Source organism: Paenibacillus gallinarum (genome assembly GCF_014836635.1).
GTDB classification, from domain to species: domain Bacteria; phylum Bacillota; class Bacilli; order Paenibacillales; family Paenibacillaceae; genus Paenibacillus; species Paenibacillus gallinarum.
Genome location: NZ_JACSQL010000004.1, coordinates 88,294 through 107,607, shown reverse-complemented (window position 1 = coordinate 107,607; position 19,314 = coordinate 88,294). Strand labels below are relative to the sequence as shown.

The 19,314-nt window shown below is 44.0% G+C and carries 17 protein-coding genes and 1 riboswitch; of the genes, 7 read left to right on the top strand and 10 right to left on the bottom strand.

Annotated elements, in window-relative coordinates:
* Positions 1–131: 131 nt before the first annotated feature.
* Entirely contained in the window at positions 132–1,040 is a 909-nt protein-coding gene (locus tag H9647_RS11525) for a phosphate ABC transporter substrate-binding protein PstS family protein (RefSeq protein WP_191799988.1), read from the bottom strand.
* A 270-nt stretch (positions 1,041–1,310) separates the two neighbouring features.
* On the opposite strand from H9647_RS11525, the gene H9647_RS11520 reads away from it, so the two are divergent.
* Entirely contained in the window at positions 1,311–2,195 is an 885-nt protein-coding gene (locus H9647_RS11520) for a LysR family transcriptional regulator (RefSeq protein WP_191799987.1), read from the top strand.
* A 75-nt stretch (positions 2,196–2,270) separates the two neighbouring features.
* Positions 2,271–3,065 (top strand): hypothetical protein, encoded by a 795-nt coding sequence (locus H9647_RS11515; protein WP_191799985.1) that lies wholly within the window; start codon positions 2,271–2,273, stop codon positions 3,063–3,065.
* A gap of 45 nt (positions 3,066–3,110) precedes the next feature.
* On the opposite strand, the gene H9647_RS11510 is transcribed toward H9647_RS11515, so the two are convergent.
* The 4 genes from H9647_RS11510 to H9647_RS11495 form a co-directional block, all read right to left on the bottom strand.
* Positions 3,111–4,736, bottom strand: a complete 1,626-nt coding sequence (locus H9647_RS11510; protein WP_318245295.1) for an alpha-amylase family glycosyl hydrolase — start codon at positions 4,734–4,736, stop codon at positions 3,111–3,113.
* Between the two features lie 77 nt (positions 4,737–4,813).
* Entirely contained in the window at positions 4,814–5,656 is an 843-nt protein-coding gene (locus H9647_RS11505) for a sugar ABC transporter permease (RefSeq protein WP_191799983.1), read from the bottom strand.
* A complete protein-coding gene (locus tag H9647_RS11500) occupies positions 5,653–6,993 on the bottom strand; it encodes a carbohydrate ABC transporter permease (protein ID WP_191800329.1) in 1,341 nt (446 codons plus the stop codon). The genes H9647_RS11505 and H9647_RS11500 overlap by 4 nt, the downstream gene beginning before the upstream one ends.
* A gap of 162 nt (positions 6,994–7,155) precedes the next feature.
* Complete coding sequence (locus tag H9647_RS11495; RefSeq protein ID WP_191799981.1) at positions 7,156–8,460, bottom strand: sugar ABC transporter substrate-binding protein; 1,305 nt, start codon at positions 8,458–8,460, stop codon at positions 7,156–7,158.
* 579 nt (positions 8,461–9,039) lie between these two features.
* Here H9647_RS11495 and H9647_RS11490 point away from each other — a divergent pair.
* Positions 9,040–10,068, top strand: coding sequence for a LacI family DNA-binding transcriptional regulator (locus H9647_RS11490; protein WP_191799979.1), 1,029 nt, complete (start codon positions 9,040–9,042; stop codon positions 10,066–10,068).
* Between the two features lie 86 nt (positions 10,069–10,154).
* Here the strand turns inward: H9647_RS11490 and H9647_RS11485 are convergent, their stop codons facing one another.
* Both H9647_RS11485 and H9647_RS11480 read right to left on the bottom strand, forming a co-directional pair.
* Positions 10,155–10,358 carry a helix-turn-helix domain-containing protein gene (locus H9647_RS11485; protein WP_225229239.1) on the bottom strand — a complete coding sequence of 68 codons (204 nt, stop codon included), beginning with the start codon at positions 10,356–10,358 and terminating at the stop codon, positions 10,155–10,157.
* On the bottom strand, positions 10,355–10,693 hold the full coding sequence (locus H9647_RS11480; protein WP_191799975.1) for an RNA polymerase sigma factor: 339 nt from the start codon (positions 10,691–10,693) through the stop codon (positions 10,355–10,357). The genes H9647_RS11485 and H9647_RS11480 overlap by 4 nt, the downstream gene beginning before the upstream one ends.
* 321 nt (positions 10,694–11,014) lie before the next feature.
* Here H9647_RS11480 and H9647_RS11475 point away from each other — a divergent pair, with 321 nt between their 5' ends.
* Complete coding sequence (locus tag H9647_RS11475) at positions 11,015–12,109, top strand: hypothetical protein (protein ID WP_225229238.1); 1,095 nt, start codon at positions 11,015–11,017, stop codon at positions 12,107–12,109.
* A gap of 160 nt (positions 12,110–12,269) precedes the next feature.
* On the opposite strand, the gene H9647_RS11470 is transcribed toward H9647_RS11475, so the two are convergent.
* The 3 genes from H9647_RS11470 to serS all read right to left on the bottom strand — a co-directional run bounded on the left by H9647_RS11470 (position 12,270) and on the right by serS (position 16,532).
* Positions 12,270–14,522 (bottom strand): bifunctional 2',3'-cyclic-nucleotide 2'-phosphodiesterase/3'-nucleotidase, encoded by a 2,253-nt coding sequence (locus tag H9647_RS11470; RefSeq protein WP_191799973.1) that lies wholly within the window; start codon positions 14,520–14,522, stop codon positions 12,270–12,272.
* Between the two features lie 207 nt (positions 14,523–14,729).
* A complete protein-coding gene (locus H9647_RS11465) occupies positions 14,730–15,146 on the bottom strand; it encodes a pyridoxamine 5'-phosphate oxidase family protein (protein ID WP_191799971.1) in 417 nt (138 codons plus the stop codon).
* Between the two features lie 93 nt (positions 15,147–15,239).
* Positions 15,240–16,532, bottom strand: coding sequence for a serine--tRNA ligase (serS, locus tag H9647_RS11460; protein ID WP_191799969.1), 1,293 nt, complete (start codon positions 16,530–16,532; stop codon positions 15,240–15,242).
* Positions 16,533–16,915: 383 nt separating this feature from the next.
* Positions 16,916–17,034: riboswitch (TPP riboswitch) on the top strand.
* Between the two features lie 140 nt (positions 17,035–17,174).
* Between serS and H9647_RS11455 the strand changes: the two genes are divergently transcribed.
* The 3 genes from H9647_RS11455 to H9647_RS11445 are packed head-to-tail and all read left to right on the top strand — an operon-like array spanning position 17,175 to position 19,295.
* Positions 17,175–18,200, top strand: a complete 1,026-nt coding sequence (locus H9647_RS11455) for an ABC transporter substrate-binding protein (RefSeq protein ID WP_404822619.1) — start codon at positions 17,175–17,177, stop codon at positions 18,198–18,200.
* Positions 18,201–18,243: 43 nt separating this feature from the next.
* Positions 18,244–18,537 (top strand): thiamine-binding protein, encoded by a 294-nt coding sequence (locus H9647_RS11450; RefSeq protein WP_191799967.1) that lies wholly within the window; start codon positions 18,244–18,246, stop codon positions 18,535–18,537.
* Positions 18,534–19,295 carry an ABC transporter permease gene (locus tag H9647_RS11445; protein ID WP_191799965.1) on the top strand — a complete coding sequence of 254 codons (762 nt, stop codon included), beginning with the start codon at positions 18,534–18,536 and terminating at the stop codon, positions 19,293–19,295. The genes H9647_RS11450 and H9647_RS11445 overlap by 4 nt, the downstream gene beginning before the upstream one ends.
* Positions 19,296–19,314: the final 19 nt, after the last annotated feature.

The window sequence follows — 19,314 nt, the reverse complement described above, 5'->3', positions numbered from 1 at the left end:
AGAACCATCCTTTTTAAATCATTTTAGTATAATTCTGTATCTCATCTAAAAACCGAACGAAAGAGGTCGAGCAACAATTCAGCCCGCCTCTTATCGATCTATATCTCATTGTTTAACAAATGTACTCTATCTTATTTCTCGGTAATATTACCTTCCGCGTCACGCACAACTTGCATATCGCTAACAGGGATGTAACCAAGGTCTACTACATACGTTTTTTGAATGTCATCAGACAGCATGTAGTCAAGGAAAGCTTTTACCACTTCATTCGGCTCGCCATTTGTATACATATGTTCATAAGCCCATACCGCATATTCACCCGTTTGAATGTTCTCCACGGTAGCTTCTACCCCATTGTATTTAATGGCCGTAATACTATCATCAAGGTAAGACAGAGCTAGGTATCCGATCGCACCTGGTGTTTCAGTAATGATTTTTTTAACGGTACCGGAGGAATCTTCTTGAATAGATCCTTGTAATTCAGGAGCACTTTGACCTAGAGCATACTTTTCAAAAGTAGCACGAGTTCCTGAACTTGCTGGACGGTTAACGATAACAATTTTTTGATCTGCTCCGCCAACTTCCTTCCAGTTCGTTATTTTACCAGTGAAGATATCAACCAATTGTTGTTGAGTCAGGTCATTAACACCTACATCTTTATTCGCTACAACAGACATTCCTACAACTGCAACTTGATGGTCAACCAAGGTTTTCGCTTGTTCAGCATCCAATTTTTCTTCTGCGAATACATCGGAGTTACCGATATCGGCTTGTTTGTCAGCAACTTGAGTAAGTCCTGTTCCACTACCGCCGCCTTGTACTTGTACGGTAATCTCTTCATTTCCTTCTACTTCCATAAAATCTTGTCCAGCTTGATCAACCAACGGTTGAAGCGCTGAAGATCCAACAGCAAGAATAGATCCGCTTAATTTATTATCTGTAGAACCAGCCGTATCTGAGCCAGAACCGCAAGCGGCCAGTACGACAGTCATTGCGAGTGTTGTCATAAGTAAAGGAAATTTTTTCGCTTTCTTGAACATGTTAGGTTGTCCTCCCCCAAATTGTGTGTGGCGTTTATTTGTTTACCACGTTTGACTATGTTTTTATTGTAAAGCTAGTGCATCAATATAAAATTTATGTTTTGTAAACGTGCTATTAAATATGTATATATTTTTTCTATGAGTTGATATAATTATTCTATAACAGAAGGATCATATAGCTTGTTTATACTAGAGGTTGTCCTCTTTGATCGTTTCCTATCCTATATATATCGTTTGTAAAATGAATGAACAGAAGTGAGGTACCACCCAATGAATGTGAATGTAATCAAATTTCAAATTCTCGTTCTCATTGATCGTTACAATAAAGTAACGGATGTCGCTAGAGAACTTCAAATGAAGCAGCCAACGGTTTCTTTCCATATGAAAAGCTTAGAGAAAGACATGGGTGTTCCCATATATAGTGCTCAACAAGGAAGAATGATGTTAACCGATGCAGGAAGGGCTATCCTCCCTCATGCCAAACAAATTCTTGCGCTTACCGATACAGTCAAACGAACGGTTCAGCAATTCAGTTCGCTTGGACAAGGGGATGTTCTAATCCATACCGATTCGCTTGCAGCTGAAAATGTTTTGCCTGAAGTGATGAGTCATTTCGCATCAGAATATCCAGGAATTACAGTGAGAAGCAGCTTAATTGGAGATTCGTCTGGAGAAGAGAACGCAGAAGATTCTTTTTTACTTGCACGTACCGAAAAACAGCCCCTCCCTCAGGAACCAGAATCGAGTGATTATGTATTATTGCAGCAAGATCAGCTCGTACTTGTTTCGGCAAAAAATCATCCTCTATTAATGAGCGATTCTGTAAAACCAAGCGATCTGTCTCAAATCTTATTCGTTGACTATGAAAGCCATGGGTTACTTGGCAAATATACGGAACAATTTACGGAACGAACAAATATTCATTTGTGGAAAAGGGTATCTGCCGCTACGCCGCAAGCAGCGCTGAGGACCGTTTCTTTAGGAAATGCGTTCACCTTTCTACCTGCGAGTATGCTCTCTTCTACCTCAGCCAATATCATCTCGATGCCCATTCCAGGTCTGGAAGAAAACGATACTAGACTTTGCACGTATTTATATAGAAGAAAAAATCTTTCACCGGCTGCGTCTGCATTTTGGAACTTCATTACATCCTGATGCACCCATCCCATTCGCAGTTCATATATATGACCATAGGCTATGAACCAACATTCGGAATGGGAGTTGATTGTTTTGTCTTTTTCCACCTTTCCTTCACCTACTCCACTGACACCTGGTCAGGGAGGAAGTGCTCCGCTCCAATCTTTATTAGGATCCATAAATATCGGGAGTTTAACTGCTACACCGGGTGCAACGCAGGCGGTTCCTGCGAATCTTTTAGGTTCGCTGTCTTCCCCGCCATACCAAGCTTTACAGCATTATCAATTGTTAACTTCTAATCCAACGCAAGCTCAAACGCTTGTAGCACAATCCGGTCAGCAAATGGGCCCCGGCGGATCACCTTGGCAGATACCGGGTGGGGGTGGTTTTCCTGGCGGGTTCCCTGGTGGTGGTCCCGGCGGTGGGCCGGGTGGCGGTCCCGGTGGTGGACCGGGCGGCGGGCCAGGCGGTGGGCCAGGCGGGTTCCCCGGATTTCCAGGCGGAGGCCCATTTGGTCCCATAGGTCCAACACCAGGAATAGGCGGCCTTTTGGGTCCTGGTGGACTTTCAAATCCCGGCAATATCCTCGGGAATATTTTGCCGGGTCTTGGTGGTCCCAGGGAGGAAGATAACGAGGTAGAACTTACCGAGACGGACTCAGAATCTCAGCTCGCCGAATATCGAAGCGCACGGTTCCCTTGGTCGCTCCCATTCTGTACAAATCGCTGGGCTGTCATCATTACAGGGCCTAACCCATTTAATCTCACTGTTCGTTTAGGGATTGTACTCTTCACTAATCCTGCGGTTACTGTGTTCCTGCAAACGCAGCCCTATCCAATCATTCAAGCATTTCCTACATGGCAAATTTTATATATCCAGTGTTTCTAATCATCACAAAAAACCTTGCCTCCAAGCGTGGAGACAAGGTTTTTCTTACTTCAATATAACTGTACTATACGGAGGAAGGCTTACTGTACCGTTCTGGAAACTAGCTCGATCATCCGTCTGATGTAATAGTGCAGAGAAATGAGGCTCTTTTTCAGACAAGCTTACTTCTTTCGCTTCACCTGATAGATTATGAACAACTAGCACTTTCTCACTTGCTGTTGCTCTTATATAAGAAAGAACCTGATCATCCTCTACAGAATAGTCTTCTACCGCACCATCTTGCAACGCTGCTGTTCCTGTTCTCCACTCAATTAGATTTCGATACTGGGATAAAAGCGATGCCGGGTCCGTAAGCTGAACTTCTACATTCACAGAATCATCATCCAGATTATGTTTTGCCGTCTCCCAAGTCGTTTGTCCCTTGCTGCCTTCACTGCTTTTACTCCACAGCATAGGCTCCCGGATTTCTTCATCCGGTTTCGATCCCTTCATCCCAATCTCTTCCCCATAATAAAGGAATGGATTACCCGGTAGCGTCAGCAGGATAGCTGCGGCCATACGTGCATGGTCTTTATTCCCGCTGAGCTGACTCATCACACGATTCTGATCATGGTTAGCAAGGAATATCGCATCCACAAATTCACCTTGTGATTTCTCGGTGAAAAGCTCATAATTGCGGACCCATTGAATCAAAAATCCGCCGTTTTGCTCACTGCTTACTGTCCCAATGATTTGATCAGCCAGTCCAAAGTTAAAGCCGGAATCAAAAGCATTTTCTAAATAAGGAGCAATGGATACCGGGGAGTTCTCCCACACTTCCCCTACGATATAAGCATCTTCTTTCACTTCATTCATCGCTGCTCGAAATTCCTGCCACCATGCTACATTTTTAGAAGTGGTTTCGGGACTGCGGTCACTCTGTAAATCCTCGTAAATGTGTTTTGCTGCATCCAGACGGAATCCGTCAAAACCTTGTTCAAGCCAAAATTTCCCGATTTTCATCATCTCTTCGCGAACAACTTCCTGATCAAAGTTCAGATCCGGCATACCGCTCCAGAAGGTTCCAAGATAATGATTTCCGTTCTTCTCATGCCATGCCGGACCACTGCCTGCTGCACTGAGTCCAGATGGATCTACATTTAGATCTTCTGCCCATCTATACCAAGCGCGATGAGCGTTGTCTAAAGATGAGGCGGATTCCATAAACCAAGGATGTTCTGTGCTGGTATGGTTAACGACCAGATCCATGATGACTTTCATCCCACGCTTGTGTGCTTCTTCTAATAGTTGTTGTAAATCTTCCATCGTTCCATATTCAGGATTAACCTCGTAATAGTCCGTGACATCATATCCGTGATAACTAGGCGACGGGTTAATGGGCATAAGCCATATTCCTTCTACCCCGAGATCGTCACCTCCGGGTTTCCCATCATTTAAATAATCGAGCTTCTCTGTAACGCCGTTTAAATCTCCAATGCCATCGCCATCTGAGTCATAAAAAGATCGAACAAAGATTTCATAATATACCCGGCCTGGCTGTTCATCGATAACTGCTGCAGAATCAGAACCGTTAGAAGCAGGCGGATCTGCCAGCCCCTGTGTATGATCTGTTTCTTGCTGCTTCTGAGGATCGGTTCTGTCCCCATTCTCGGCTGTATCACTGCAGGCCACTGTGAAGCAAAATGAGCATATTAATATACTTGCACCCATCCATTTCTTCCAAGCGAACTTATCCTTAAGAATAGGTATCACCCTTTCGTTGCGCCTGCTGTCAGCCCATCAACGAGGAAGCGCTGCAAGAACATATAGAGAAGTGTGATTGGTACGGCAACGAGAACGGAACCGGCAGCAAACAAAGTGAATTCCGTACTGGAATAACTGTTTACGAGTTCATAAAGTCCAACAGCGAGTGTCCAATTTTCGCGTGACCGAAGAATAAGCCTTGCAAAAATAAAGTCTACCCACGCACCGCTGAATGTCATTAGTGAGATATACGTAATGATGGGTCTCGAGAGCGGCAGAATAATGCTAACAAAGATTCGCATATGACTTGCTCCATCGAGTAAAGCCGACTCTTCGAGCGCTCTAGGGATGGTATCGAAGAATCCCTTGGCTACGAACATTCCGAGTGCCGCACCAGATGTGTATACCAGAATCAGCGCGAGCGGCGAATCAAGCAGGTTCATCTGCAACAACATAACGTATACCGCGATCATGCTCATAAATCCAGGGAACATACCTAGAATAAGAATGACAGACATCGCTGTTTTACGTCCCTTAAAACGGAAACGAGACATCGCATATGCCGTGAGCACTTGAATGATCGTTCCAAGTATCATACTTGTGACTGCGATCTTCAGTGTATTTCCGTACCACTTCAAGAAGGGGAAATCCTTATCCGCCTGAGGCTGAAAGAGATTTACATAATGCTGTATAGTGAATTTTTCAGGAATGATGGTCTCACTATACAATGAGTCCCCTACCTTAAAGGAAGACATCACAATCCACAAAGCGGGATAAATACAAACAATCGCGATGAGTATCAGCAAAATATAGCTGAAAGTAAGCTTAATTCTCTTTTTTCTTTTCATTGAATCATATCCTCCTCTTTAAACGAACGGCTTCTACGATAGTTGTAGATTGAGAACGAGGCAATGATTAAGAAAATAAGAATTCCGATCGCAGAGGCGAAGTTATATCTTTGATTATCAAGCGTCAGTTTGTACAGCCAAGTAACGAGTAAATCCGTACTTCCGGCAAACGCATAATCACCATTCGCAGGAGCACCGCCTGTTAATAGGAAGATCACGTTAAAGTTATTGATATTCCCAGCAAACTGCATAATCAGGATTGGTGCAGTCTGGAACAGAACAAAAGGCATCGTAATGTTGCGGAATTTCTGGATTCCGGAAGCCCCGTCTACTTCAGCAGCTTCATATAAATCTTTTGGAATGGCCGTTAATACCCCGAGCACCAGAATCATAGATACTGGAATCCCGATCCACATGTTGACGAGAATGACGGTCACCTTCGCCATAAAAGGATCATTAAGCCATGGAACTTGCCCTAGCCCTAGCATACCGAGATACTGATTAATGGGCCCAAATTGAGAGTTCAGAATATTTTTCATAATAAGTAAAGAGATGAATTGCGGAATTGCATAAGGAAGAATAAAAATAGTACGCCACATCGTTTTGAAGCGAATACCATGCTGCTGAATCAGGAGTGCGACGAGTATACCGCCAAAATATGTAGTGACTGTAGCTACGACAGCCCATATAATAGTCCAGGTCAAAACACCATAGAAGGTTTTACTCCAGGCTTTCAGGGTAAAGAGGCTTTTGAATGTCTCAAATCCAACCCAGTCTACCAGGTTTTTTGGCGGAATATGATCCGGTGCAGAGTAATTGGTAAATGCCATTAGAATCATGAACAGAATCGGAAGAATCGTGAAAAAGAGTACGCCGACTGTTGGTAGCGAAAGCAGTAAATAAGGAAATCCTTTATCAAGGAGATGCTTAGTGGTATTCCGAAAAGAAGGTGCTTCTTTCCCTTCATCTCGAAGCTGACCGATTCTCCGAGCATCCCGGATGTTACCAATATAAAATAATACGAACAGCACGATATAGATCAATGCAGCAAGTCCGTAAATCATCATAAAAATAGAATGGTCTCCAGGGACGTTCTGATAGAGTCTTCCTACCTTCTCCATTCGAGAAGGTGTATCACCCAGTGTTACGAGTCCCCATAGGTTCGCTCCGAACTGTGCAATGATGAGATAAATACTAATGACCTCAGCAAGCATGAAAATGGCACCTTTCACCCACTGACGGTGATAGAATTGTCCAAGTCCCATAAACAATGCTGAAAGTATGGTCCCGTTACGGGCATGGCTAGCTCCGGCTGATTGCGGTTTGCCGGTTGACATCATGGTGGGGGATTGTCCTTTACTCATCGTATGTTCCCAGCCCTTCCTTCCGCAAAATGGTGATGAACCACCTCCGGAGAAATCAAGTCCCGTCGGTGGCTTCTTTTTATCTGCTATGTGAATCAAATTCATAACTCATTAAAACGATAAATTTGTAACTTCTTAAGATCCGGTCTGAATGTTACTCTTCATTTGTTCTACAACGTTATCCATCACTGCTTTAGGGTCCTTACCGTTATTCCACAAGTCAGACAGTGCGGCTTCCATTGGGGACCATAACTGTTTCATTGCAGGAATGGAAGGCATCGGAATCGAGTTCTCAAATTGGGCAAGGAAGGCCGAAGCAATCTCATCGTTTTTCACAGCTTCACTTGCCGCTGCTTCTGTATTCGACGGAAGTGCCCCTGTCATTTCAAAGTTCTTCGTTTGGTTTTCTGTATTGGTAATAAAATCAGCAAACATTTTTGCTGCATTAGGATATTTTGTGTAGGCATTTACAAAATAGCTTTTCACACCAGAGAAAGGTTTCATCGGATCGCCATTAGGAAGAGCAGGATATACACCTACACCCAGATTCGTTACGCCTTCTTTCAGAGAACCTACATCCCAAGGACCGCTAATGTTCATAGCGAGTTTACCCGAAGTGAATAAGGATTTACGAATATCACCATTAACATCAGAAGATTTAAGCGGCATGAGTTCTTTTAGTGACTGAAGGAAGGTAGCTGCTTCTACGCCTTGTTCACTATTCAGACCGATATCGGTCGGGTCGGTACCCTCATTACCGAAGACATAAGCACCGTATCCCCCGAAGAAAGGATAAGAACTATAACCGTTCCCTACATCCCACATTATGGCGAACTTGTTGGCTTTCGTATCGTTAAATGTAGCTGCAAATTCCTTCACTCCATCCCAATTGGCTGGGACTGCGTCAATCAGATCTTTATTGTAAAATACAGCTGTCGTCTCTACAGACTTCGGATATCCATATAGAATATCTTCATAAGTTAAAGCGTTTACAGCAACTTCACTGTTTCTTGCTCTAATATCTTCTTCAAACCAGTCATTCGGCATAATAACACCCGCGGTTACCCCTTGCCCTATTTGATCGTGGACACCAGCAAATATGTCAGCACCAACACCAGCCGGTCCATCCGTAACTATTTGTGTCATCGCTTTATCCGCACCTAGCTCCGTGTAAGATACTTTGACTCCATACTTCTCTTCAAAAGCAGCGGCTGCCTGTTCTACAAAACCTTTTTGATCTCCGCCGTCCCAAATCGTAAGCATGGCTCCTTCTTCCGGCGTAAGTTCTTCGACTTCTGCAGGAGGTGCTTCATTATCCGGGGGAGTTCCTGTCTCTCCTGTATTGGTGGAAGTACCGTTACCTCCACTGCCGCATGCAGCAAGCAAAACCGTCATTGCAAGTGAGAGTGACATGAAGCTGAATTTTTTCCCTTTTTTCATTTGAAATCATCCCTTCCCCTTTTTTTGCTGCGCATACACCCTCTTTGTCACTGTATATACACAGCAACAAAACCCCACTGAACTTTTTCGAATCCGGCAGAGATTCTCTGTTTCTTCACTGCCTTTCAGAAATCAGAATCAACGATGTTCTCCATTGTGCAAACGTTTGTCTTGATTCGTAAATTTCTGCTTTCATCGGCTAAGTCATCAGTGTATGTATTCTAAATTCATGTAAATATTGGTAGGTAAGCGCTTTATTATCAAATTAATCATAACCGACAAAACCATTTTGTTAAAACGTTTGCACAGTTCAAATTCGTCTATATTAAGCCATTCTCTATATAAAAACCATTATTTACTCTTTATTACAATGTCTACCTTTTAATTTCTCTGCTTTATAAGTTAAATGTTGATACAACGTAGTTTATTTTACTGAAAAACCTAAAAAACAGTATAGTTTTCCGTTAGAACAATGCCATAATGGCAATAAACTCACAAAATTCTTCATTTACAAAGCGGTAAATTATGGATTACCATATCGATACAACGCAAACGGTTTCATTAAGGGAGTGAAAGTAAGTGGCGGTAACGATCAAAGACGTAGCAAAACTGGCAGGTGTATCTCCTTCCACTGTATCCCGTGTGCTTTCTGGACACCCTCGTATCAGTCACAAAACAGCTAGTAAAGTGCGCGATATTATGCAGGAACTTGGTTATCATCCCAATATCATGGCAAAAAGTCTTGTATCCAAAACAACCAAGAGCATTGGGGTGATTCTGCCTAAACCGGCAGAAGAGTTATTCCTTAATACCTTTTTTATGGAACTGATTCGAGGAATTGTCACTCAGGCGAATCGCTCAGGGTATGATATTGTCATTAGTTCCGGTGCGAATGAACAGGAAGAAGTCAACGCTGTTCAAAGGCTGGTATATGGCGGACGTGTAGATGGCGCGATCTTACTCTATTCCAGGCAAAATGACCCTGTTGTCGAATTTTTATATCAGGAGAATTTTCCTTTTGTACTGGTTGGAAGAAATGAGCAATATCCTGACCTCCTTTCCGTCGATACGAATAATATACAAGCAGCCTATGATGCTACTCGTCATCTGATTTCGTTCGGGCATGAAAGGATCGGTTTTGTAAGCGGCCCAAAAAACTTAATGGTATCGAAAGATCGCTTAAAAGGCTATCATCAAGCCATGAAAGAAGCAGGACTAGCAGTTAAATCAGATTGGATTGTGGAAGATGATTTCTTGCAGGAGAGCGGATACCGAGCAATGTCATTCTTTATGAATTTACCCGAACGACCTACCGCGCTCGTTGTCATTGATGATGTAGTCAGCTTCGGAGTTCTTCGCGGTCTGAACGAGCTTGGATTCAAAGTCCCTTCTGATCTATGTATTGTCAGCTTTAATAACAATCCCCTGTCAGAGCTGTATAGCCCACCGCTAAGCAGTGTAGATATCGGCATCTATCATCTAGGATATGTCGCCTCACAAGCACTCATTCAGGCCATACAAGATGAGGATAAATCCTTGTTCAGTAAACGCCACATCATTCCTCATCGGCTGATTGTTAGAGAATCGTCCATGCATCATCTCTCTTAAGCGGACGATATAATTTCTACTCACACCTACTCATGAAAAACAGCACAGTACCCGCAGTCTTTATAGACAGCGGGTACCTTCGTTTTCTACTCTCCCTCATTTGATGACCCCTTCTGATCCAGCACTTTGTTCTTAATGAGTGTAATAAATTCAAGCTTCATACTCTGCAGAGCATCTTCTTCAGGCATCGGAATATATTTGCTTAACAGCCGCATATCAGATTCAAACATATCTAGTAACTCTTCCATTGCGGCCGTATCTCCTTGCTGTACATCATGAACAAGCCTCAAGAACTCATTCTCTCCGATAGACTCTGAATTGTTTTTCTTCTCCATTTGTTCACCGCCTGCTGACTAATATTCAGTTCTTTTGCAATCTCTGCCTCACTTTGATCCTCCAAATAAAATAAACGAATGACCTTTTGTCCCGTATCCGAAGGAATCAGTCCGAGAATATACTCAATGAACAGTTTTGATTCGATCTCCTGCTCAGGAGATAAGGTCGAGATTAATAGCAGCTCTTGCTTTAGCGGAAGCTCTCTTTGGCGTTCGGCACGGACACGGTACTGAAGACGCCACGCAATTCGTTTGAGTTCTTTTTGATAATAGTGGACGGAACTACTCATAACTAACACCTCTTTTTTCTAATTATAGGAACATCTGTTCCCTCTTTGTTGCTATTATAATCCCTCCACCTTTTTCTTCCAAGTCCTAAATTTAAAAGTAGTTATTCCTACTCTTTCTTGTCTAGGTCTTTCGACCTTCATACAGTTACTGATTCATCCACCCGCTCTCCAGGTACAGTTAGATAAGGAAACCGTCAGCTACGGAAGAGAGTTCACTACTCGAGGAAAAAATAAGTTTTTATAACAGGTTGTATTTTCACTCTTCTCAACTCCTATATTAGTGAACAACAAAAAATGAGAGAAGAAAGAGGAGGAATAAATATGAGCTGCAAACAAGAAAATTTGGCTGTTGAAACACTGGTGGTACCGGGGAACATTAATATTGATATTGCTTCAGCAAAAGCGGGTGACGAGCGCAGATTAATGCTTAGTGATAATCCAGAGACACTGACACAAGAGATTTTGACAGAGCCGTTTTCGACACTTTGGCATGATGTGGTAGTCACTTCCAAACGATCGATGAAACACCGCATCTTTGGATGGCACTACAATCGTACGGGTGCTCCCGTCCGAATTGGGGTTACGATTGAAAACAAAGATGAGGAGCAGATCGAGGTTCGTCACATCGAAAGAGATCTGAAGCTAAGTCCCTCCACAGGACACTGGATTATTGATGTCGGTCAATGTCTTGCGAAGTCATGTGTAGGCGGTACTCTGGATCGAATTAAACCTGTAGATCCTTATAAATTTGGTAAAAGAGTTTCTCTTATTGAGGAGTTTATCGTGGAAGATGACGTGCTTGCAGGGTTCATATACGAATTCACTGTGGAACACGCGAGCGGCAAGGGCGGCCAGAATTACGAGATTCGAACCGTCGTCTCGAAAGTAGAAGATAAGGATCTTCGCGAGATTACTTCCACCCCTATTGCTCCTCGTCCTGCACCTCAAGCGCACCCTCGCGGCAGCTGGACCTTCTCTGAGACGGATGCAACTACCCCTGTATATCGAGTGGGACAAAGTGCTAACTATCGCACCTGTGCCGGTACGAAACTCACGGGAGAACTGCCTGCCGACCTTCTCTTCACTGCGGATAGCAGCACGCTTCCTGCATCCATGACAAATCGCGGACAATTCGGAGCCGTCTATCAAGTAAATATCCCGATTCTAAATGAATCTAGCCGAGAGGCTGTCGTTCGTATTCGGGTGAACCCTCGCGGAGGTGCCTTTGCTGGGGCAGCATTCATTGATGGTAAAACCTACGGTATTCCCCTTCTTCGCAATAATACACAGACAAGTCCCATTGCGGATGTCACTGTTCCACCAGGTGCAAGCACTTATTCCTTCAAATATATGACGGCGGGCAGCGCAAGTACGCCGCTAGGCATTTATGTAACGACCCTGACGCAAGAAGTGTAATAAAAATCTCACGATTTAATGACTTATCTATCTAGATCTACTCAGGAAGGCTCCCTCGCTATACTTCCCCGCAAAAAAAGCCTTGCCCCAATCGAGTTATACTCGGGTGAAGGGCAAGGCTTTTTAGTGGCTATATAGAATAATCACGATCAGTCTATCATCAGGACGCTGGAATGATCAATTGTTGACCTACTTGCAGCGTGTATACATTGCTAATCTTGTTTGCTTTTACAATCGCATTCCAATCCACACCATACTTTAAGCCAATACGGTACAGGTTATCCCCTTTTTTCACCACGTGCACTTTATCTTTGCTTGCTTCCGGTTTGGACGGCTTCTCCGGCTTAGACGGTTGTACCGGGGTCGCTGGTTTCTCCGGTGTTGGTGTCGGCGTTGGCGTAGGAGTCGGTGTTGGTCCCGGTGCAGCCGCTACATCACCTGCCAGATTCAATGCATACTTACCGAATCCATCTTTTCCTTCACCAAGATACGTCATCACTTTACTCAGCTCTGGATCTGATTCAACTAATTTTTTCGCTTCTGTCGCTGTGTTAAAAATAACTTCCGGATTTCCGCTTACTGCTGCGAATGACCAGTTTCCATCCGCAGATGGATTAATCGTTTTGTTCTCCGTTATATAATCGATGATGACTTGGCGGCTCTCATCGGGTGCAGCGAGGACAATTCGTTTTCCATCTGGATTCGCAAGTTTAGAAGATCCTGCACGGTAATTATTTGTTGCTACGATAAATTTCTTCTGCAAGTCGATCGCTTTCCCTTCAAATTGAAGGTTCTTGATGCGGCTTGCTGCCGCATTGACTATATTTCCTTTTGGATCATATTTACTCGGCTGGGTTACATCAATTTCGTAGGTTACACCGTCAATGACGTCAAAGTTATACGTCGGAAAATCAAGATTAACCAGCTCTTGTTCTCCTGTCTTACTCGGATCGATCTGATTGAACTGTCCTGCAGACCATTCGAGCCATTCTTTAATCTCTGATCCGTTTACTTCAACTGCATGTAGAGTATTCGGGTACACATAGAGATCTGCTACATTCTTAATTGCAATCGTTCCTGTAGGGATATCCGTGTAGTAATCAGCACCCATACGGCCGCCTGCTTTAAAAGGAGCACCTGCAGACAATACCGGAGTACCTTCGTATTTAGTGCCTTTCAGTTTGTTCTCGATATACCATTTCTGCGCATTCGTTACGATCTGAATAGAAGGATCATCTTGTACAAGTGCAAAATAGCTCGTTATCGGCGCCGTTGTCGTTCCTACCGGCCCGCGTACATAATCCACTGTGGCTTTATGCTCGTCCGCTACGGCAGCTACGATCTCTTTGTCTGCTTCGACGATTGCTTTTTTATTCGCTGCATCATAAATTGGGCTCGATACCGATTTTGAATCTACCACTTTCCATTTCCCATCTACCTGCTCCAGTTGTAAATCAATAACCCCAAGGTTATCTCCCCAAGCACCAGGTTCTACAGCGGCAACACCATTAATCGTCCCTTTTTCAAGATTCACTCCCTTTTGATCTGCAAATGCACTTCCAGGGAAGATCTTGTGGGCATGTCCGAACAGAATGGCATCAATACCATCCACTTCACTCAGCGGAAGAACCGCATTCTCTGCCATATCTGCTGGCGGATTCTGGTCGTAACCGGTATGAGCAAGGGCAACAATAATATCTGCCCCTTTTTCCTTCATTTCAGGAACAAACTTTGCTGCCGTTTTTACAATATCTTTGGCAATGACTTTACCAGTAAGAGAAGAACTATCCCACTGCATAATCTGCGGCGTAACGAGTCCAATCACGCCCACTTTCAGTGTATGTTCCTTACCGGATTCATCCTTTACTTTCTTCTCAATCATTTCATAGGGTTTAAAATAGTTCACGTCATTGCTTTCGTCCTTATCGCCATCATCTTTATAAATATTGGCGTTCACATAAGGAAAATCAGCGCCTTTAAGCGTTTGATTCAAGAAATCAAGACCATAGTTGAACTCATGGTTTCCAAGCGTTGCTGCATCATAATCGAGCAGATTCATTGCTTTATATACAGGGTGGACTTCAGCACCCTTCAGCGGCTTCACTTTGGCTACATAATCACCGAGCGGATTGCCTTGAATAAGATCACCATTATCAAACAAAAGACTATTGGTCGCTTCACTCCGAGCTTGTTTAATGAGAGTAGCGGTTCTTGCCAAACCATACGTTTCAATTTCCTGATCACTGTAGTAATCATAATCCAGCAGATTTACGTGAATATCCGTTGTCTCCAGAATACGAAGTTTCACTTTTGCTGCATCCGCAGCAGAGACAGGTTGTCCTGGAATGGCGAATAATTGAAACAGTAAAGCTGCGGTAGTCAGACCTGCTAATAATGGTTTACGTGATCTCAAAAGAACCCCTCCAAATTTTTATCCCAATAGTACTGGAAATAATATACTTCTGACAGATATTCTAAACTATTTATTCTTGGTATAAAAGTGTAATTTTAACTAAAATAGCAACCTTCAAGGGACTTTTATACAAAAAAAGAAAGAAGAGCGATCTATGCGATCGCCCTTCTTTCTAAAAACATCAAGCTTGGCATGGTCATGTGATATTTATGCTTCCCATACCTGTTTTTCTTGCCCTTTTCCTGTATATTCAATCCGGTTTGGGGTGATATCCAGAATGACGTAGTTCGGATCTTCCGGCCCACTAAACCATTTGCTAAACTCATCATTCCACAGTTTCTTACGCAGACCGCCGTCCTTCGTTACACTCGCGGTTCCTTCAATCTCAAGTATATCTTTGGTACCTCCGGCTTCGTAACCCATCAGTAAGCTAACATTCGGGTTATCCTCCAGTTCCTCCACCTTATGAGTGCAGCGGTTTGTTGCCATATGAATGTTTAGACCATCATTAAAAACAGCCATGTATCTTAATTTTGGTTTCCCTCCCTCTACGGTTGCCAAGGAACCAAAATGATTATTTTCTATGCCCGCTATGATTGCACGTTCAAGATCTGTTTTATTCATTGTATTTGTCTCCTTTCAAGAGCGAAGTTTGTAATTATAGTAAAAATAATCTGTTACTATAGTGTACCCGTCTCTCGAAAGTTGAACCGTATTTTACCCTTGCACTGCCGTACAGGTAATGATGTCTCTGCCTCCCATATAAGGCCGAAGTGCCTTAGGAATATAGATACTGCCATCCTCCAGCTGATGATTCTCCAGCAGCGGAATTAGGATTCTTGGCGAGGCTACTGCTGTATTGTTAAGCGTATGCACATATTTTAATTTTCCATCTTGATCCCGGTAGCGAATGTTCGAACGACGCGCCTGGAAGTCATGCAAATTCGACGACGAATGGGTCTCTCCATAAGCTTGCCTGCTTGGCATCCAGGTCTCAATATCGTATTGTTTGTACGTTTTCTGCGACATGTCTCCCGTACAGACAGCCATGACTCGGTATGGCAGCTCTAGCGCCTCTAGCAGCTGTTCGGCATAACTTGTAATTTCCTGATGAACTCTCTCCGACACATCGTCATTTGCTTCTGTTAGAACAACCATCTCTACTTTAGCAAACTGATGGACACGATATAGTCCTCTGACATCCCGTCCGGCCGACCCAACCTCGCTGCGGAAACTCGTCGATACAGCAGCAAGACGAATCGGCTCTGTTACGTCGACCACTTCTCCGGCATAATACGAGATCAACGGAACTTCCGAAGTGCCGACGAGGAACTTATCCTCTTCTTCCAGCGCATAGGTCTGATCACGTCCTGTAGGAAAGAAACCGGTATTGATAAGAGCCTCTTCGCGTACCACAATCGGTACATCCATCGGTATAAATCCGTGCTTCATCACGATATCCAGCGCCAGCTGCTGAACGGCCCGGTGCAATAGTACGCCGTCTCCTTTTAAATAATAACTTCTCGAACCGCCGACTTTCACTCCGCGAGGGACATCAAACAGATCATGCAGTTCCCCTAGCTGGATATGATCCTTGATGGCAAATTCCCTTTCCCTTACTTCACCTACTTGCCGCACGAGTACATTATCTTCATCCGACTTACCAATCGGGGTGTCCTCCGAGACGATATTTGGAACAAGCATCATTTGTCTTTCATATTCTTTCTCGGTTTCAGACAGCTCCTTCTCTATTTGTTCAATGCTGCCGCCCAGTTCTCGAATCTCCGCCTTCAGCTGCTCTGCTTCTTCCTTTCGTCCTTCTTTCATAAGCTGACCGACTTTTTGCGATCCTTTATTTCGCTGCCCACGCAGCTTCTCAACTTTAGTAATGAGCTCTCTTCTTCTGTCATCTGTGTCTATAAGCTCTTTTACCGATAGGCTCATATTCTTCAGCCTTGTAGCTTCCTCTACCTCATCTGCGTGCTCTCGTATCCAGTTTATATCCAGCATACCGCTCACATCCCTGTCGTTATTTTTATAAAAAAAGACAAAGAGCGCCCTCATCCCTTGGGACGAGGAGCGCTCTATATGCTCGCGGTGCCACCCAATTTATCGAAATGAATACGGATCCGTGCACATTTCAATCACTTTGGTTCCACGATAACGGGCGGTGCCGATTAACTTAGGGAATTTCCATATTCCCTTAACGAAAATACCTCCGAGTTGGAATCTCTTCACTGGCATTTTAACCGATTTTTAGTTGGCATTATTATAATGTAGCTTTCCCCCATTCGCAACCTTTTTATTCAATGAACCTGTTCTGCTTGTTGCTATCATCTGGACATGCCTGTGATATAGGACTATAATACATGGTTGTAACACCTTAACTTTATAATGTACTCAAGGGGTGCTGGTTAAGCCGGCTGAGATAGTATCCGTGAATAACGTGCAGATACGTACCCTGTAACCTGATCTGGATAATGCCAGCGTAGGAATGGAGAAATATATTTTTGGGCTAACTACTTCATGTAGAAGTATACCCATTCCCTTACGTACAGAGCATCCCGATTCGGGATGCTTTTTTTATGATGAAAAGGTAGCTTTCAGGTGCATTCTAAAGAACATCTAAGATATCTAAAGGAGAGGGAAATATTGCAGAAAAAAATAGGCGTGTTCTTGCTGCTTGCCATGCTCACCATCGTTACCGCCTGTGGAAATGCCGGAAATGGCAGCTCGGGAGCGCAAGGCGGGGCAGGAGAAAACACAGAGGGTGCATCACTCCGCGATATTAAGGTAGTACTGGATTGGACCCCCAACACGAATCATACCGGTCTTTATGTGGCAGTAGACCAAGGATTTTATCAAGAAGAAGGGTTGAATGTTGAGATTATTCAGCCTGGACAAGCGGGTGCAGATACCATGGTCGCTTCTGGTGAAGTGCCTTTTGGAGTAAGTTATCAGGAAGGTGTAACTCAGGCTCGTACCCAAGGAGTACCTATTGTGTCCATCGCGGCGGTAATTCAGCACAATACATCTGGCTTTGCTGCTCCGGCTGATCGGAACATCAAGTCACCTAAAGATTTTGAAGGTAAAACTTACGGCGGCTGGGGCTCTCCGATCGATTCTGCTGTTCTTGATACGATTATGAGTCTCGAAGGCGGCGATGTAGATAAGGTGTCTAATGTGAACATGGGCGATGCGGATTTCTTTACAGCGATCAAGCGTGACATTGATTTTGCATGGATCTTCTATGGATGGACCGGAATTGAAGCAGAACTGCGCGGTGAGGCTATTGATATGTTCTATGTCAAAGATTATTCGGAAAAGCTCGACTACTACACACCGGTTCTGATCTCGAATGAAAAGACGATTAACGAAGAACCGGAACTTGTAAAAGCATTTATGCGTGCAACCACCAAAGGTTACGAGTATGCGATTGAACATCCAGAAGAGGCAGCCGGTATTCTAAGCGCAGCTGTTCCCGATCTCGATAAAGATCTTGTGCTGGCCAGTCAGAAATGGCTGAGCCCAAAATATCAGGATGATGCTTCTCGCTGGGGTGAACAAAAGGCAGAAGTATGGCAAAACTACTCTGACTGGATGGTAGAGCATGGGCTTCTCGATCAGCCGCTGGAAGTAGAAAAAGCCTACACAAATGAATTTTTACCAACTGAATAATCTGGTTATTACCACTGATGAAGGAAAGAGAAGGTGATTCACCATGGCAAAAACACTACTCAGCATTCAGGTCATACCGAAAACACCGAATGGAGAAGATTCCATTCCTTATGTAGACAAAGCTATTGAAGTTATTCAGCAGTCCGGACTTAAATATCAGGTTAATCCGCTGGAAACCACACTGGAAGGAGAACTACCTGAGCTGCTTGAGGTAGTCCGTCAAATGCATGAAGTACTGATTGAAGCAGGCAGTCCGAGTGTGATCTCTCAGATTAAGATTGCTCATTATCCTAGCGGAATCAGTATGGAAGGTCTTACGGAGAAATATCGCCCATGAGTTCTTGGTGGAAAAGCGTATGGCCGCCTCTTACGGCAGTCATCCTCTTCTTAGCGGTGTGGCAAATTGCCGTGCCGCTTTTTCATATTGAGAAGTGGATTCTGCCGAGCCCTGCTGATATTACGAAAGAAGCGATTGCACAGGCTTCAAGTCTCACCGAGCATACTTGGGCTACGGTGCAGCTGACTTTACTTGGATTCTTCATTGGTACAGGTGTCGGACTTCTTACGGCGATGCTGCTCCATCTGGTCCCGTTCTTGAAATCGGCTTTGTATCCGCTGCTTATTCTCAGTCAAAATATTCCGACGATCGCTCTGGCTCCTCTGCTCATGATTTGGTTTGGATTTGGGCTACTTCCTAAAATCATCGTCATTACGCTGGTTTGCTTCTTCCCTGTTGCCATATCCACCATGGATGGACTGACGCAGACCGATCGGGGAATGATGAACTACATGCGAATGGCCGGAGCAAGTAAAGCGCAAATTTTCAGGAAATTGGAAGTTCCGCATGCGCTCCCTTCGGTCTTTTCCGGCGTGAAAATTGCGGCTACCTACAGCGTTATGGGTGCTGTGATTGCGGAGTGGATTGGAACCGATCGCGGTATCGGTTACTATATGATGCTTCAAAAGTCTGCCTATCGTACCGACCGAGTTTTTGTTGCGATGGCAATTATTGTCCTGCTAAGTCTAGTCCTATTTGCGATGATCGCTCTGCTAGAAAAAATACTTGTCCGCTGGCGAGGAGCAAATACGAAATAATATTTCTGCAGCAGTTTCA

Coding starts and splice junctions, on each gene's coding strand:
- H9647_RS11525 (WP_191799988.1), bottom strand. CDS start 1,040: ATGTTCAAGAAAGCGAAAAAATTTCCTTTACTTATGACAACACTCGCA.
- H9647_RS11520 (WP_191799987.1), top strand. CDS start 1,311: ATGAATGTGAATGTAATCAAATTTCAAATTCTCGTTCTCATTGATCGT.
- H9647_RS11505 (WP_191799983.1), bottom strand. CDS start 5,656: ATGAAAAGAAAAAAGAGAATTAAGCTTACTTTCAGCTATATTTTGCTG.
- H9647_RS11500 (WP_191800329.1), bottom strand. CDS start 6,993: ATGTCAACCGGCAAACCGCAATCAGCCGGAGCTAGCCATGCCCGTAAC.
- H9647_RS11495 (WP_191799981.1), bottom strand. CDS start 8,460: ATGAAAAAAGGGAAAAAATTCAGCTTCATGTCACTCTCACTTGCAATG.
- H9647_RS11480 (WP_191799975.1), bottom strand. CDS start 10,693: ATGAGTAGTTCCGTCCACTATTATCAAAAAGAACTCAAACGAATTGCG.
- H9647_RS11475 (WP_225229238.1), top strand. CDS start 11,015: ATGAGCTGCAAACAAGAAAATTTGGCTGTTGAAACACTGGTGGTACCG.
- H9647_RS11465 (WP_191799971.1), bottom strand. CDS start 15,146: ATGAATAAAACAGATCTTGAACGTGCAATCATAGCGGGCATAGAAAAT.
- serS (WP_191799969.1), bottom strand. CDS start 16,532: ATGCTGGATATAAACTGGATACGAGAGCACGCAGATGAGGTAGAGGAA.
- H9647_RS11450 (WP_191799967.1), top strand. CDS start 18,244: ATGGCAAAAACACTACTCAGCATTCAGGTCATACCGAAAACACCGAAT.
- H9647_RS11445 (WP_191799965.1), top strand. CDS start 18,534: ATGAGTTCTTGGTGGAAAAGCGTATGGCCGCCTCTTACGGCAGTCATC.